The organism is Cytobacillus massiliigabonensis (genome assembly GCF_900199725.1).
In the GTDB taxonomy this organism is placed as follows: domain Bacteria; phylum Bacillota; class Bacilli; order Bacillales; family Cytobacillaceae; genus Cytobacillus; species Cytobacillus massiliigabonensis.
This window is the reverse complement of record NZ_LT904902.1, coordinates 967,741-981,056: the sequence shown is the minus strand read 5'-3', so window position 1 is coordinate 981,056 and position 13,316 is coordinate 967,741. Positions and strand designations below refer to the sequence as shown.

Below are 13,316 nucleotides of genomic sequence, written 5' to 3'. Positions count from 1 at the left end.
GGTATAAGAGAGGTGGAATATATAATGAGTACAGAAAGTAAAGCTGTTAAAGAAACGAATATTCAAATTACCGGAATGACTTGTGCCGCATGTGCGACGCGCATTGAAAAAGGATTGAATAAAATGGAGGGCGTCGAGCAAGCAAGCGTTAACCTAGCGCTTGAAAAGTCATCGATAAAATATGACCCTTCCAAACTAAGTGAGGAAGATTTTGAAAAGAAAATCGAAGCACTTGGCTACGGTGTTGTAAAACAAAAAGCAGAATTTGATATTACCGGAATGACTTGTGCTGCATGTGCAACACGTATTGAAAAAGGGTTGAACAAAATGGAAGGTGTTGCGGCTGCGAACGTCAATTTGGCGCTTGAAAAAGCAACAATCGAATTTAACCCTTCAGAAATAACGATTTCAGACATTATTGCAAAGGTAGAGAAGCTGGGTTACGGTGCACATCAAAAGCAAGATGAAAAGGAACAAACAGATCACCGTGAAAAGCATATTAAAGATCAACAGCGTAAATTCATTATTTCTGCGATATTATCGCTGCCATTATTATGGACGATGGTCGGACACTTTTCCTTTACATCGTTTCTATATGTACCAGATTTCTTAATGAACCCGTGGATACAGCTGATTTTGGCAACACCAGTACAATTTATAATCGGGAAACAGTTTTATGTGGGTGCATATAAAGCACTTCGCAATGGGAGTGCCAATATGGATGTGCTCGTTGTCATGGGTACTTCCGCAGCTTATTTTTATAGTGTATATCAGGCAATTGTTACAGCGGGTTCACATCATGGTCCACAACTTTATTTTGAAACAAGCGCTGTATTAATCACACTTATTCTTTTAGGTAAATTATTCGAAGCCAAAGCAAAAGGCCGTTCATCAGAAGCAATAAAGAAATTAATGGGCCTTCAAGCGAAAACTGCCATCGTTGTCCGTGATGGAGTTGAAAAAGAAATCCCATTAGAAGAGGTAGTCATTGGTGACACGATTTTAGTGAAGCCAGGTGAGAAAATCCCAGTGGATGGGGAAGTAGCAGAAGGAACGACAGCTGTTGATGAATCGATGTTAACAGGTGAAAGCCTGCCAGTGGATAAAAAAGCTGGTGACATTTTATATGGATCAACAATTAACAAAAATGGATTCATTAAAATGAAAGCAACAAGAGTTGGGCGTGATACAGCATTAGCTCAAATTATTAAAGTAGTAGAAGATGCACAAGGCTCGAAAGCGCCAATCCAACGGATGGCAGACCAAATTTCAGGAATTTTCGTACCGATTGTAGTGGGGATTGCTATTGTAACCTTTTTGGTATGGATCATCTTTGTTCAACCAGGTGAGTTTACACCGGCACTTGAAGTGTTAATTGCGGTACTTGTTATTGCTTGTCCGTGTGCCCTTGGTTTAGCAACACCGACTTCCATTATGGCAGGTTCGGGCCGCGCAGCAGAATTTGGGATTTTGTTCAAAGGCGGAGAGCATTTAGAGCAAACGCAAAGCATTGACACAGTAGTAGTTGATAAAACAGGTACGGTTACACATGGGAAACCTGTCTTAACAGATGTTTTAGTAGCAGATGGTCAAGAGGAAGAGAAGTTTTTATCATTGATTGGTGCGGCAGAAAAGCAATCTGAGCACCCATTAGCAGAAGCAATCGTTCAAGGGATTCAAGAAAAAGGGATCGAACTTGGTCATGTCCAATTCTTCGAAGCAATTCCAGGCTATGGCGTGCAAGCGACAGTTTCAGGTCAAGGGATTGTCATTGGTACACGGAAACTCATGCAGCAATATGGGATTAACATTACAACTGTACTTCCAGTAATGGAGGAGCTAGAAAAGAACGGGAAAACAGCCATGCTAGCCGGAATTAATGGGCAATATGCCGGGCTAGTTGCTGTAGCAGATACGATTAAAGATACATCTCGGGAGGCTGTGCGCCGATTACAAGATATGGGCATCAAGGTAATAATGATGACAGGTGATAATGAACGTACAGCCCAAGCAATTGGCAAAGAGGTAGGCGTTGATGCAGTCATTGCAGAAGTGCTGCCTGAAGGCAAAGCAGAAGAAGTGAAAAAGCTTCAAGATCAGGGCAAGAAGGTGGCAATGGTTGGTGACGGGATTAATGACGCACCAGCACTGGCTACGGCTGATATTGGGATGGCGATTGGCACAGGTACAGATGTTGCAATGGAAGCTGCGGATATTACCTTGATTCGAGGTGACTTAAATAGTATTGCGGATGCCATTTTAATGAGCCGGAAAACGATGCGTAATATTAAGCAAAACTTATTCTGGGCATTTGCCTATAATACAATTGGGATTCCGATTGCTGCAATCGGGTTTCTAGCACCATGGGTAGCTGGCGCAGCAATGGCCTTTAGTTCGGTGTCTGTTGTCTTGAACGCTTTGCGTTTACAAAGAGTAAAATTAGATAAATAAAATGGTTGATGGTACCTGTCACTTTATGGAGCGGCAGGTATATTTTATACTTAACTGGCATTAAATGGAGGAAAAGTGAGATGGAGGACAGTGGGAAAAAAGTCAAGATTGCCATAAATGGAGGCATAGGATTTGGAGCAAAACTTAACGCAAAACAACTTATCACTCTATCAAAATATATGAATGAAGACGAGGAACTGGAGTTAACTACATTCCAGCAGCTCTATATAGAAATTCCGGAATCAAACATAGAAGAGATTATAGAGGAATTTCAGAGCGTTGGATTGGCTTGCTATCCAGTTGGAAACTTTGTAAAGAGCTTAAGAACCTGTAATTTTTGCAAAGGGGAAGAAGAGGAAGGAATGCCGGTTGCGAAAGAACTAAATCGCCGCATCGCAGGAAAACCCGTCCCATTTACGCTAAAGGTTGCTTACACAGGCTGTCCCATTGGCTGTGGTGAACCGATGTTAAGCGACATAGGTGTGATGAAGATTAGAGATCATTACCATTTATATGCTGGAGGAAAAGCAAAAGGGAAAGACGCCGAGGTTGGTTCATTGCTAAAGGAGAATTTAACGCCAGAAGAATTGTATGAAACAGTAGAAAAAATCATCGAGGTCTATTCAGAAGAGGGAAAAAAGCGGGAAACCTTTTATAAATTTTTCAAACGGGTAGGCAGCGATTATTTAATAAGTTAACTGCCTGTTAATTATACTGTGTTTGAAAATAGACGGAGATATTCCGCTTAAATTGGGAAATACCGATATTTCCTTAAAAATAAAGGGAATTTTTCCGCTTATTTCTGCCTTTTAAGCTACTTTTTATATAATAAGCGGAAAAACTCCGCTTATTGCAGCCAAATCATTGGATTTTGTCTTTATTAGGGCAATTAACCGGAAAATTTCCGCTTATTTCTGCTTTTTAAGCTACTTTTTATAGAATAAGCGGAAAAACTCCGCTTATTGCAGTCAAATCATTGGATTTTGTCTTTTATAGGGCAGTTAACCGGAAAATTTCCGCTTATTTTTGCCTTTTAAGCTACTTTTTATAGAATAAGCGGAAAAACTCCGCTTATTGCAGTCAAATCATTTTATTTTGTCTTTTTTAAGGCAGTTAACCGGAAAATTTCCGCTTATTTCTGCCTTTTAAGCTACTTTTTATAGAATAAGCGGAAAAACTCCGCTTATTGCAGTCAAATCATTTTATTTTGTCTTTTATAGGGCAGTTAACCGGAAAATTTCCGCTTATATCTGCCTTTTAAGCTACTTTTTATAGAATAAGCGGAAAAACTCCGCTTATTGCAGTCAAATCATTTTATTTTGTCTTTATTAGGGCAGTTAACCGGAAAATTTCCGCTTATATCTGCCTTTTAAGCTACTTTTTATAGAATAAGCGGAAAAACTCCGCTTATTGCAGTCAAATCATTGGATTTTGTTTTTTTTAGGGCAGTTAACGGGAAAATTTCCGCTTATTCTGCCGCTTAAGCTTCCTTTCTATAAAATAGCCGGAAAATCTCCGCCTATGCAATCTCATGCATACACGAAGGGAGTTTGTTTTTAAACAAACTCCCATTTATATATTGTGTTAGTTTTGTTTTAGGAAATCTTCAGTTGAAATTACATTGGCATACATGCCGTTAAGTGCGCTGACAAACGCATAATGAACTTGTTCTGCTGGCACGACTTTATTTTCATAAGATAAGTCCCTTGTCGCACAAGCATCTTCAATTAATGTAGTTTCAAAGCCTAGATCGACTGCAGCCCTAACAGTGGCATCAATACACATATGTGTCATCATCCCTACAACGATAACCTTGGTTACACCTTTTTCTCTTAATTTGCTTTCTAAATCAGTCTTTAAAAAGCTGTTAGGGAAATTTTTTACGATCAAGTTTTCATGTTCTAATGGCAGAACCGTTTCATGTAGTTCAGCCCCCTTTGTATTTGGAAGGAAGAAGCCTAACTCCGGGCTATTTGCGATATGCTGAACATGAAAAATATTTTCTTTGTTATTTTGTCTAAACCAATCAAGAACTCTAGCGGCATTAGCAGCTGCTTGATCAGGGTTGCTTAACTCCATCTTTCCGTTTGGAAAATAGTCGTTTTGAATATCGACAATGATTAAAGCTGAACTCATTTTATCCACCTCATTCATAATATTTTGCTACAATATAATGATAAAGAAGATAGTTATTTCTATCGATACTTTGATGAAACCCTTTTGGATTAAAACATTTCATGGTGAAAGGAATTTATGATGGAACTTGATAACATTGATTTTCAGATCCTTCGGTTACTATCCGAAAATTCACGTATTCAATGGAAAGATCTCGGTCAGCAAATTCATATGACAGGGCAGGCAGTAGGGAACCGTATTAAAAAACTAGAGGATAGCGGGGTAATTAAAGCCTACACCTTATTAGTTGATGAAATGAAGGTAGGACTGACTTTTACTGCGTTTGTGATTATTTATATGAAAACAGCAAACCATGATTCGTTTATCCGTTTTGTTCAGGATCGAAATGAAGTACTTGAAGTTCACCGGGTATCGGGAGAAGGCTGCTACCATATAAAAATAAAAGTGAAATCACAAGATCAGTTAAATCTTTTTCTTAATGAACTTCTCGAATATGGAAATTATAGTCTGCATTTATCCATAAAGGAAATTAAACAAGAGAATCCGTTAACAGCCACATGACAGAGATTAAAGTAAGAAATCTCACCAATGCAATTCCGTTGACTACATACCCTTATAGGTATAATATGAAGGTATGTTAATGTTTAATAGAAGAGGTTTCGCCTCTTTTTATTTTAAATATAATTATACCCTAATGGGTAATTATTAAGGAGGTTTTATCATGTCCGATAAGGAAAGGCAAATCAAAGAGTGTTCCACGACTGGTTCTTGAGGAATCAGCCGGACAAAGGTTTCTGGAGATGGAAAAAAGGTTAAACAGCCGCTTCCCATATGACCAGGAACAATTGTATGGCTCCTGGCAGGAGTTATTTACCTAATTTTTAAAGCTATTAATTGAGTTTAAATTTACTAAAGAAGAGGAGCATTTATAATGAACCAAATTACAGTTTATACAACAAATACTTGTCCATATTGTGTGATGATGAAGAATTTCTTAAAGGATCAAGGACTTCCATTCAAGGAAGTGAACGTACAAATGGATCAGAATGCCGCTGAACGTTTAGTTGCTGCGACTGGTCAGCTGGGTGTACCGCAAACGGAAATTAACGGTCAATGGGTATTAGGATTTGATCCGGAAAAGGTTATGAAATTAGTAAAGTAGAAACGTAAGAACAGAAATGATCAAGGATAAAGATACAGGAGTCATCTGTCAAAGCGGCAGGAGTGCCTGGAATGAAAAAACAACGGATTGCACGAAGGGGGAAGACGAGAATAGAGGTTATCCAAATTGGTTCTTTGACGATTATGATGAAATGGGTTATTTTAGGCATGGCCATAGTGATCGGATTTGTTTTTCTGAAACTATGGCTGCTGCGTTCACAAAAGAAGGAATCGGGAAAACAATTATTTGAGCTCGCTGTAAACAGTGTTTTTTGGGGCTTTCTGATTTGGAAAGGCAGTTTGCTTCTTCTGGAGCCGAAACTAATTATTGAAAGTCCCATGTCGTTACTGTATTTTACCGGAGGGACGAAAGGATTCATTTTAGGAATACTTGGTGCGCTCATGTATTTCGTGTTGAAGGCGAGAAAACTAAAAATAACAAACCTTATAATTCTGCAGTCAATCGCTGTTTTTGCTTTTTCTATTTTAAGTAGTTCTTTTTTATTGAATCTCTTTTTAAATGAGGATAAACCGAAAGTAAATACAGCAGGCACAGAAATTGGACTTCAGGAAGGAAATAAAGCACCGGATTTTCAATTAAAGACATTAAACGGTACGGATGTAAAACTGTCTGAGTTGCAAGGGAAAAAGGTTATTTTAAATTTCTGGGCAACTTGGTGTCCGCCCTGTAAAGCAGAAATCCCGCATATGCAGGATTTTTATGAATCAAATGACAAAACAAAAGTGGAGATACTTGCCGTCAATTTAACGACATCGGAGAAAAATACGGGAAACATAAAGGAATTTGTAAGTGAGAGAAAGGTAACTTTCCCTGTTTTACTCGACCAAGAGGGGGGTGTTGGCGATCAATATCGAGCCATGACCATTCCAACAAGTTATCTGATTGATTCCAATGGGATTGTACGGAAGAAAATAGTGGGGCCAATGGATAAAGAGATGATGGAACAGTTAATAGAAAGTGTAGATTGAAAAAGATAGTAAGCAAAAGCTTTGACAGAATAAACATCATTCTTTAACTTATACCTATAGGGGCATTTGGGAATTCTAGAAATGCAAGTGCTGAAAACGACAATGGAGGGACATAAATGGTCAAAGTCACACATGCTGCAATGGCAGCCATTACCAGTGAAGTTCAAGATGTCATCGATGAAGGAAAAATACCGCTGATCCGCTTTTCCATGGGCATTGGCTGAGGGGGTCCACAGCTTCGTCTGACTCTGGAAGAGTCGGCTTTAGAAAATGATGAGATCACTGAGCAGGATGGGATCGGCTTTTTAGTAAATGAAAGAGATCAGGTTTATTTTGAGAATGTAAAGATTGACTATGTAAAGTCATTATTCGGTGGTGGACAGTTTACAGTGCTTCGCATGTAAATGAAGGACAATTTTCGTACAGGTTTTCAAATAGAAGAGAAGACAGCAAAAAAGGTATAATTCCTCGAATACGGAGGTGTTATACCTTTTTTGCATATAGATATAGAATTCTCCAAACAATTAGTTTCCCTCGTTTATTTCTCTTGATTATGCTCTCCCCATTGGCACATCTCCTGGATAATTGGCCAAAGAGTTTGTCCCTTTTCTGCAAGACTGTATTCAACCTTCGGAGGAATTTGTGGATATTCCTGGCGATGAATTAAGCCGTCGTTTTGCATTTCCTTTAATGTCGTACTAAGTGTTTTATAGGTGATCTTCCCCAGCATACGCTGAAGTTCATTATATCGGACGACACCATTTTTTGATAAATAGTAAATAATGAGCAGTTTCCATTTTCCGTTAATAATCGAAAGGGTGTAGTTGAAAAAAGGCTCTTGACCGTCAGGCATATTTTCTTTCGGTGTTTTCATATTTACACTATCCTCCAAGATAGTATGCGTCAAAAAAGTGCATACTTGTTTATGATTTTATACCAACTATATAATACGTACAGGAACAAGTAAAGCCATGTTAGTATTCATTGTTGATTTTCGTGTATGTATGAGAATCCATAAGCGGAGAATTTCCGCCTATTATATAAAAAGGAAGCAGGATAAGCAGAATAAGCGGAAATTTTCCGGTTATCCGCTCTAAAATAGACAAAAATCAAAGATTTGACTGCAATAAGCGGAAAAACTCCTCTTATTTTAAAGGAAATATCGGTATTTCCCGAAATAAACGGAATTTCTCCGCTTATTTTTCAACCATAGTAAAATCAACAGGCAGTTATAACAGAAACAAACAAAAACTATCTTCACCACTCTGATTCTATTTGAGTGCGGCTTATATAAACAGATTGAGAGGAGGAAATACAGAGGATGTTTGATCAGCTCTATCAAGATTATATAGAAACATTGATTCAAAAAATTGAAGAAGCGGATGCCATTATAGTTGGCGGTGCTGCTGGCATGTCTGCCGCTTCCGGCTATAACTGGTATCGGACGGACGAAATCTTTCTGAAGCACTTTGGAAAGTTTGCAGAAAAGTATCCGATCGAAAATATTTTTTATGGCTTTTACTACCCTTTTTCAACGAGAGAAGAACGCTGGGCTTATATTGCTACTTTAATCAAGTTTGTCTATGATTCCAAAGTCGGTCAGACCTATCTTGATTTACTTCAGCTGCTTCAAAATAAAGATTATTTTATTGTTACAACAAATCAAGATGCACAATTTTCCAAAGCGTTCCCTGAAGAGAAAGTTTCTTCGATTCAAGGAGATTGGCGTTATTTTCAATGCAGCGGTCCTTGCCATGATCAGGTGTATCTAAATAAAGAACAAATAGAGGAAATGTACGCAAACATAGAGGGAACGAGCATTCCTGCAGACTTGATACCAAAATGTCCTATATGCGGGCAGGACATGGAACCATGGGTTCGATCACGTGTGTTCCTCGAAGGAAGTTCTTTTAGAGATGAATTAAGTAAACTCCAGGCATATATCATGAAAAACAAATTTAAAAAGCTTCTATTCCTTGAATTAGGTGTAGGCACAATGACACCCATGTTTATTAAAGAGCCATTCCAAGAGATGACTTATAGTTTGCCGGGAGCTTACTACATTCGTATTAATCCTCAAGATGCGGTGGTTCCTAGAAAGATAGAGGAAAAGGGAATTGCTATTAATAAAGATATTGCTCGTGTGTTTCAAGATGCTTTGAGAGAGAAGAAAATTGTTCGGACGTAATAGAAATAAATACATCATTAGGAGGACAAATGAAAAATGTTATCACAACCATATCAAGACAATATAGATACAATTCTGCAAAAAATCGAAGAAGCCGATGCGATTGTAGTTGGCGGTGCAGCTGGTATGTCTGCGGCTGCCGGCTATAACTGGTATCGGGATGATGAAAATTTTCGAAAGTATTTCAACAAATTCGCTGAAAAATATGGCATTGACAGCATCTTTGGCGGCTTTTATTACCGCTTCCAGACGGAAGAAGAGCGTTGGGCCTATCTTGCCACTTTGATTCATTTTGTAGCGGAAGTCCCTATTGGACAGCCTTACAAGGATTTAGATCAAATTTTGCAAGGGAAAAACTATTATATTCTTACGACAAATCAAGACACCCAATTTTTACAAGTGTTCCCAGAGGAAAAGGTCAGCGCCATTCAGGGGAACTGGACCTATTTGCAGTGCAGCGGTCCCTGTCACGACGGGATTTATGCTTATGCGGAACAGGCAAAGGAACTGTGTGCCCATATCGAAGGAACGAGAATTCCTTCCAGCAAGGTTCCAAAGTGCCCAGAGTGTGGCGGTCCGATGGAACTGTGGGTCCGTTCCTTTGTATTTTTGGAAGGCACCAAATATAGAGACGAGCACAAAAAATATCGTGAATTTCTATTGGAAAATCAACAGAAGAAAGTGCTTTTTTTAGAGCTGGGCGTCGGTCTAATGACTCCGATGTTTATTAAACAGCCCTTCTGGAATATGACTCACAGCTGGCCGGACGCGTTCTACATTACGATCAACCCAAATCCGGAGCATAACTTGCTGCCGGAAGAACTGAAGGATAAGGGTCTCGCCGTTCATGAAGATATCGCGCAAGTACTGTGTGACGTTCTGACCAAACAGCAAAAAGTAAGAAGACAAGATGCGATTTGACAGGAATCGGTGATCTAATTTGAATTCAGAATTTGATAAGGATGGGGATTCATATGGAAGAGAAATTTAATAAGATTTTAACCAAAATAGAAGAGGCTGATGGAATAGTAATTGGCGCTAGTAATGGTCTTTCTATTTCAGAAGGGATTCATCTCTTTGCAGATAACGCAGCATTCCAAGAGAATTTTGGTGATTTCCGTGTAAAGTATGGCTTTCGCAGCATTATACAGGGATGCTTTTATCCGTTTCCTTACGAAGAGGAAAAGTGGGCATTCTTCAGCCGGATGTATGACTACTTTTTATACAAGGGCGAAGCAAGTTCGGTTATGAAGAATCTTTATGAACTAGTAAAAGATAAAAACTATTTTGTGGTTACCTCTAATATTGATGACCATTTTAGACAGGCTGGATTTCCTAATGACCGTCTCTTCGAAATAGAAGGAAGTTGCCGGAATCTGCAATGCGTGAATGGCTGCCATAATCATATTTATCCTGGAGACGAGATTTTGAGCAAAATGGCCAAACACCAAGAAAATGGAAAAGTCCCTCTGGATTTATTTCCCAGTTGTCCTGAATGTGGCGGTCCAATGCAAGTTCATATAGAAGTCGATCGGAATTTTTTAAGAGGGGAGTCTTGGGAAGCCAGCTATCAGGCTTATCGGGATTTTATTGAGAAAGCCCATGGCAAAAAAATCGTTCTGCTGGAATTAGGTGTTGGTGCAAGAAACCAATTGATTAAAGCGCCATTTATGAATTTAGCTAATCATGAGGAACATGCAGCCTATATTACTTTTAATAAAGGCCCCGAGCTTTTTATACCAGATGCAATTGCTGAAAAATCTATTGGCATCGACGGCAATATTGCGGAAGTGCTGCAGCAATTGGTGCAGATGAAATAAGGGAATACAACACCTATTCCCATGACCGGGATGCTGCTTTTTTTGAGTTTGTTATTAAGTTATTAAATAGATACTAAAGATAGGATGAATAAAAATGAAGAAAGCACCAAAAGACACACGGGTAGTTGTGGGGATGTCAGGCGGGGTTGATTCTTCCGTTGCGGCCCTGCTTCTAAAAGAGCAAGACTATGATGTGATCGGGATATTCATGAAGAATTGGGACGATACGGACGAATTTGGTGTCTGTAAGGCTACAGAGGACTATGAGGATGTGATCCGTGTCTGCAATCAACTGGATATTCCCTATTATTCCGTGAATTTTGAAAAGCAGTATTGGGACAAGGTTTTCACATACTTCCTGGAAGAATATCAGACGGGAAGAACACCAAATCCTGATGTCATCTGCAATAAAGAAATCAAATTCAAAGCATTCTTGGATTATGCGATGAGCCTTGGAGCTGATTATGTAGCAACTGGACATTATGCAAGAGTAGTCAGAGAAGATGGGAAAGTTCAGCTGTTAAGAGGGAAAGATGAAAAGAAGGATCAGACATATTTCCTTAATCAATTAACAGAGGAGCAGTTAAGTAAGGTGCTATTCCCGTTAGGTGATATGAAAAAAACAAGAGTAAGAGAGTTAGCTGCCGACACTAATTTAGCAACCGCATCTAAAAAAGACAGCACAGGCATTTGCTTTATTGGTGAGCGAAATTTCAAAGAGTTCTTAAGTGGCTATTTGCCTGCCCAAATGGGAAATATGGAAACATTTGACGGAAAAGTTGTTGGACAGCATGATGGAGTCATGTATTATACAATTGGCCAAAGGCATGGATTAGGGATTGGAGGAAACGGCGATCCTTGGTTTGTAATTGGAAAGGATACGGAAAGGAATGTCCTGTATGTGGGACAAGGCTTCCATCATGAAATGCTTTATTCAGACAGCATCATTGCAGAGAATGTAAGCTGGATTTCAAGGGAAGACTCAGCAGATTCATTTGACTGCACAGCAAAATTCCGTTATCGCCAATCCGATTATAAAGTAACCGTCAAACGGCTGGATGCTGCTAAAGTGAAGGTTATTTTCCACGAACCAATCCGCGCCATAACCCCGGGACAAGCTGTTGTTTTTTATCAAGGAGAAAAGTGCCTTGGCGGAGGAACGATTAATCAAGTATTTCGTGATGACAAACAATTAACGTTCGTTGGATAAAGAAGATGCGGTGGCTAAAAGTTAAATGTGACGTGAAAAACGACCGTACTAAAGTTGCGATGGTTAAGGGGGAGTAGGAATGCAGGCGGATATTTCTATTATTCTTGCCTTTGGTGCAGGGGTATTATCTTTTGTTTCACCTTGTGTATTTCCATTATATCCAGCATTTTTGTCATATATTACGGGATTAAGTGTATCTGATATTCAAAGCGGCAAATTGAGAGGGCAGCGAAAAGCGATTTTTCATACAGTATTCTTTTTAGCAGGGTTTTCAATCATTTATTTAGTGCTCGGTTTAGGAACGGCTGGAAGTGCAACTTTTATAGAGACATGGTATTTTCAATATGGTGATTGGATTCGGCAAATTGGAGCGATTTTAATCGTATTCTTCGGTTTAGTAACGATTGGTATCATTCAGCCAAAGTTTTTGATGAAGGACCATAAACTAAGCATTCAGAATAAGCCATCTGGCTATATCGGTACATTATTCATTGGATTAGCTTTTGCACTTGGCTGGACACCTTGTATGGGCCCAATATTATCAGCTGCGTTAGTACTTGTTGGGGCCAATCCGTCGCAAGGTCTTTGGTATATGTTCGCTTATATTTTGGGCTTCAGTATCCCATTTTTCCTTATGGCATTTTTTATTGCAAAATTTACATGGGTAAAAAAATACAGTGCTGCTTTCATGAAAATTGGCGGCGGGATTATGATTGTAATGGGAGTTGTTTTGTTTTTTGATAAATTTTCACTTATCAACACATTCTTTGCGCCAATTTTTGGAGATTTCCAAGGGTTTTAGTCTTTAGGGTACAGATATTATCGAATATCAATGATTTGAAAAAATATATTAACCAGGGCTTTTGTTAAACAAAAATATAAAATATTGAGTGTAGAAACTAAGGCATCATTCACCTAATGGACAAGTTTATTTTAAGACCAGGTTGTAAAGAGATGTTGAAATACGGCTAAAGAGTAAGTCTAACACTCATGGTTTGAACCTGAATAATCTCTTCAAATGGAATTTGAAGAGATTATTTAGTGTTTACTTTTATTGGCGGGGGATCTTGACACTTGCGAATTAGAAAAATATTGAATTTAGCATTTGCTAAAGCCGCAAAAACTTGCACCTACAATGATGAGTAAAATAAACAATACTACAATTAAGATAAAATCGTTCCCATAACTAGGGCATTCATAACTATAAGCAGGAGCTGAATATCCACAACTATAAGCAGGAGCTGTATAGGTAGGCATCATTGGAGCAACATTTGGTGCAACATTTGGAGCAACATTTGCACTGAGAGTCGGTGGTGCGTTAAGGTTTGGATACATGTTCTTATCACACTTCCCTTCGAGT

13 protein-coding genes are annotated in these 13,316 nt (G+C 38.8%); 10 read left to right on the top strand and 3 right to left on the bottom strand.

The window, feature by feature from the left end; all coding sequences use genetic code 11:
- The first annotated feature begins 24 nt into the window (after positions 1–24).
- Both C1726_RS05270 and C1726_RS05265 read left to right on the top strand, forming a co-directional pair.
- Entirely contained in the window at positions 25–2,451 is a 2,427-nt protein-coding gene (locus C1726_RS05270; protein WP_102272204.1) for a heavy metal translocating P-type ATPase, read from the top strand.
- Between the two features lie 80 nt (positions 2,452–2,531).
- A complete protein-coding gene (locus C1726_RS05265; protein WP_102272203.1) occupies positions 2,532–3,149 on the top strand; it encodes an NAD(P)/FAD-dependent oxidoreductase in 618 nt (205 codons plus the stop codon).
- An 886-nt stretch (positions 3,150–4,035) separates the two neighbouring features.
- Here C1726_RS05265 and C1726_RS05260 read toward each other — a convergent pair.
- Positions 4,036–4,587 (bottom strand): cysteine hydrolase family protein, encoded by a 552-nt coding sequence (locus C1726_RS05260; RefSeq protein WP_102272202.1) that lies wholly within the window; start codon positions 4,585–4,587, stop codon positions 4,036–4,038.
- A gap of 120 nt (positions 4,588–4,707) precedes the next feature.
- Here C1726_RS05260 and C1726_RS05255 point away from each other — a divergent pair, with 120 nt between their 5' ends.
- From C1726_RS05255 to C1726_RS05245, 3 genes are all read left to right on the top strand, one after another.
- A complete protein-coding gene (locus tag C1726_RS05255; RefSeq protein ID WP_102272375.1) occupies positions 4,708–5,148 on the top strand; it encodes an Lrp/AsnC family transcriptional regulator in 441 nt (146 codons plus the stop codon).
- A gap of 370 nt (positions 5,149–5,518) precedes the next feature.
- Entirely contained in the window at positions 5,519–5,749 is a 231-nt protein-coding gene (locus tag C1726_RS05250; protein ID WP_102272201.1) for a glutaredoxin family protein, read from the top strand.
- Between the two features lie 71 nt (positions 5,750–5,820).
- Positions 5,821–6,738, top strand: coding sequence for a redoxin domain-containing protein (locus C1726_RS05245; protein WP_235822699.1), 918 nt, complete (start codon positions 5,821–5,823; stop codon positions 6,736–6,738).
- Positions 6,739–7,276: 538 nt separating this feature from the next.
- Here the strand turns inward: C1726_RS05245 and C1726_RS05240 are convergent.
- Positions 7,277–7,612 carry a winged helix-turn-helix transcriptional regulator gene (locus tag C1726_RS05240; RefSeq protein WP_102272200.1) on the bottom strand — a complete coding sequence of 112 codons (336 nt, stop codon included), beginning with the start codon at positions 7,610–7,612 and terminating at the stop codon, positions 7,277–7,279.
- A 447-nt stretch (positions 7,613–8,059) separates the two neighbouring features.
- On the opposite strand from C1726_RS05240, the gene C1726_RS05235 reads away from it, so the two are divergent.
- The 5 genes from C1726_RS05235 (at position 8,060) to C1726_RS05215 (ending at position 12,758) form a co-directional block, all read left to right on the top strand.
- The gene (locus tag C1726_RS05235; RefSeq protein WP_102272199.1) at positions 8,060–8,926 is read left to right on the top strand and encodes an SIR2 family NAD-dependent protein deacylase; all 867 of its coding nucleotides are present in this window, start codon (positions 8,060–8,062) and stop codon (positions 8,924–8,926) included.
- Between the two features lie 36 nt (positions 8,927–8,962).
- A complete protein-coding gene (locus C1726_RS05230) occupies positions 8,963–9,847 on the top strand; it encodes an SIR2 family NAD-dependent protein deacylase (protein WP_102272198.1) in 885 nt (294 codons plus the stop codon).
- Between the two features lie 53 nt (positions 9,848–9,900).
- On the top strand, positions 9,901–10,746 hold the full coding sequence (locus C1726_RS05225) for a Sir2 family NAD-dependent protein deacetylase (RefSeq protein ID WP_102272197.1): 846 nt from the start codon (positions 9,901–9,903) through the stop codon (positions 10,744–10,746).
- Between the two features lie 94 nt (positions 10,747–10,840).
- The gene (mnmA, locus tag C1726_RS05220) at positions 10,841–11,956 is read left to right on the top strand and encodes a tRNA 2-thiouridine(34) synthase MnmA (protein ID WP_102272196.1); all 1,116 of its coding nucleotides are present in this window, start codon (positions 10,841–10,843) and stop codon (positions 11,954–11,956) included.
- 79 nt (positions 11,957–12,035) lie between these two features.
- Entirely contained in the window at positions 12,036–12,758 is a 723-nt protein-coding gene (locus C1726_RS05215) for a cytochrome c biogenesis CcdA family protein (RefSeq protein WP_102272195.1), read from the top strand.
- Between the two features lie 296 nt (positions 12,759–13,054).
- On the opposite strand, the gene C1726_RS26920 is transcribed toward C1726_RS05215, so the two are convergent.
- Complete coding sequence (locus C1726_RS26920) at positions 13,055–13,213, bottom strand: YjcZ family sporulation protein (RefSeq protein ID WP_142385064.1); 159 nt, start codon at positions 13,211–13,213, stop codon at positions 13,055–13,057.
- Between the last annotated feature and the right edge of the window lie 103 nt (positions 13,214–13,316).